The sequence below is a fragment of the Priestia sp. P5_B4 genome (assembly GCF_056400385.1).
In genome coordinates, this window is the sequence record NZ_JBFULJ010000610.1 from 1 (window position 1) to 2319 (window position 2319).

The following is a 2319-nucleotide window of genomic DNA, read 5'->3' on the forward strand; positions in this document are numbered from 1 at the left end:
AAACAATATTAGGAAATTCAGTTATACTAAACGCTTTAATAGAATAGTAATAAAACTTATTTTACTATGCATTTTTATTAAAATCAATTGTATAAATATTTATATATGAAATTAATATGCGGGGTCTCATCCCTTCCGCTTTTCCCGCAGTAGTCTTCGCCTTGTCCCCCAATCAACAGCTAGAAGTACTTACATATATGAAACCTACGTTCACCATCACCATAAAAAAATCCGAACGATTAATCGTTCGGATTTCCCCTTAACTAAAATACTACTGCCACAGCCTCTTTAAGTATATTTATTCAAGATGTTTGGCATCATTGATCGTTTCAAGACGCCATTTTCCACTTTCATAAGCAAAAGTTGTAATCGATGTATTTTGTAAAACAGTAGTCCCTGTTCCTTGTTCTCCGCTTGTTACATGATGAATGAATGTATTAATTGCTGCCCCGTGACTAACAACTGCTACTTTCTTTCCGATAGACTTCTTCATAATTTCCGTTAACCGCTGAACCATCCGTTCTTGAGCCGCTTCGAGTGTTTCGATATTATATAAAGGCTCTTCTCCCCAATTTGTCGCATAGTTTGGCACAAGCTCATGCAGAACTTCTACGTTCTTTGATTCTAGTTCTCCAAAAGAGCGCTCACGCAGCTGCTCACAAACTTCCATTTTCTCTACTTTAGCAGCAGCTGCAATTTCCCTAGCGGTCTCCTGCGCGCGAAGCAAATCGCTTGTATAGATTACATCAATATGGATATCTCGAAAACGTTCCGCTACGCGTTTAGCTTGTTGCTTTCCCGCTTCGTTGAGCGGAATATCAGCATGCCCTTGAATAAGTTTGTTTTTATTCCAATCTGTTTGGCCGTGTCTAATTAAATAAAGCATCGTAATCCCCCTTTAATCCCGTTTTAAAAATTGATAGACAGCTTTATCAACCTCTGAGCTTTCATGTAAATCTGAATGTGCTTCATGAAACGTGTGGAGATGAATGTGTTCGGTGAACTCTTGCAGTCCGTACGCACTTTCTACTGTTACCACTCCATCTGTCTTATCTCCCACATCTCCTGCTCCTGAAAAAACGTCGATTTCTTTTGAGAAATCTTGACGACTTTCGTACAGCTTGTTTAACGCTATAGAGTGAAAAGCTAAATCACGAGCACCCATAGATTCAATATGATTGCGTGCATGAGGATACATCTCCATTAATTCCTGATAATCTAATCCTTGAATTGGCGATCCTAACGTAACTAACTTTTGAATATACTGAGGGTTAGACAAACTAACAGCTGCTGCTGTTACTCCTCCCATACTATGTCCAACTAAATCAACAGAAGATGCTTTATATGTATCACGTACATCTTGCATAATAGCTTCAATCCATTTTTGCTGCTGTGCAATACTGGCATCTGGCTTTTTAAAGACGATATGAATAAGCGGAAGTTTTCCCTCTTTTGCTTTCATAATGTGCTTCCACTGAATAGCTCCATCTTTTTGAACAACGCAGTAAGCTACTTTAGTTCCCCATCCGTTTTGTTCAAATCGTTTAATCATTTTCCCTAAGCTTTTTTGACTGCCTAAATAGCCATGAATAAATAAAACCGGCACATTTTTCGATTGGGCACCTCGTTTTATTTGTGGGGCAAAAATATAAAAACAAAGCGAAATAAATAGTATGATACTAATCAATAAAATTAACAGCCGCAAGTTCTCACCCTCCGATCGTCTGGTTCATTACACTCATTAATAAAAAAATTTGGAGTAAATTTTATTCTGATACGTCCTGTAAGCTGCAGAACTTGTCATCTTTTTCTTGTCAACGAGCTGCTCAAAGCGCAAACGCTTTTCCGTAAGCATCTCTGTTAGCCTTTGTTCTTCATTAACATCCGTGCATATAGAAATCAATTCTTCTATTGTAGCCATATCTCGTTTCAGCTCTTGTTCATCCGTTATCATGTTTGCATTTTTTAATATCCTATACGCTTGGCGCAGTTCTTCAGGTATATGTGATAAATCTTCTAACTTTAATGGTTTTCCTTCCCCAGGCAGCTTATCAAAGTCACCGTCTTTTATTGCTTGTCTAATTCTTTCTTCAGCAATTATATACGCAATATCCAAGGAAAGACCTCCTTTAAGCAAATATAAAATTCAATCTTACCTTCTATATAAAAGATGTATAATAAACACAGCTTTTATAACCGTATTTTTTATTATACTATGATTATAAAATTTGAACTACCTTCACTTCTTGGATAGACTATCCTCTCTTTGTAAAATAATTTCCAGAGCTTCACTCCTTTCACTATCAAACTTTCTTGAGC

3 protein-coding genes are annotated in these 2319 nt (G+C 37.0%); all 3 read right to left on the reverse strand.

The features are described 5' to 3' along the window. Nucleotides 1-298 precede the first annotated feature (298 nt). The 3 genes from AC1DRF_RS23650 to AC1DRF_RS23660 are packed head-to-tail and all read right to left on the reverse strand — an operon-like array spanning nucleotide 299 to nucleotide 2116. Nucleotides 299-886, reverse strand: coding sequence for a histidine phosphatase family protein (locus AC1DRF_RS23650; protein WP_097824212.1), 588 nt, complete (start codon nucleotides 884-886; stop codon nucleotides 299-301). A gap of 12 nt (nucleotides 887-898) precedes the next feature. Further along, entirely contained in the window at nucleotides 899-1705 is an 807-nt protein-coding gene (locus AC1DRF_RS23655) for an alpha/beta fold hydrolase (RefSeq protein WP_043980124.1), read from the reverse strand. Nucleotides 1706-1741: 36 nt separating this feature from the next. Then, nucleotides 1742-2116, reverse strand: a complete 375-nt coding sequence (locus AC1DRF_RS23660) for a DnaJ family domain-containing protein (RefSeq protein WP_427075628.1) — start codon at nucleotides 2114-2116, stop codon at nucleotides 1742-1744. Nucleotides 2117-2319: the final 203 nt, after the last annotated feature.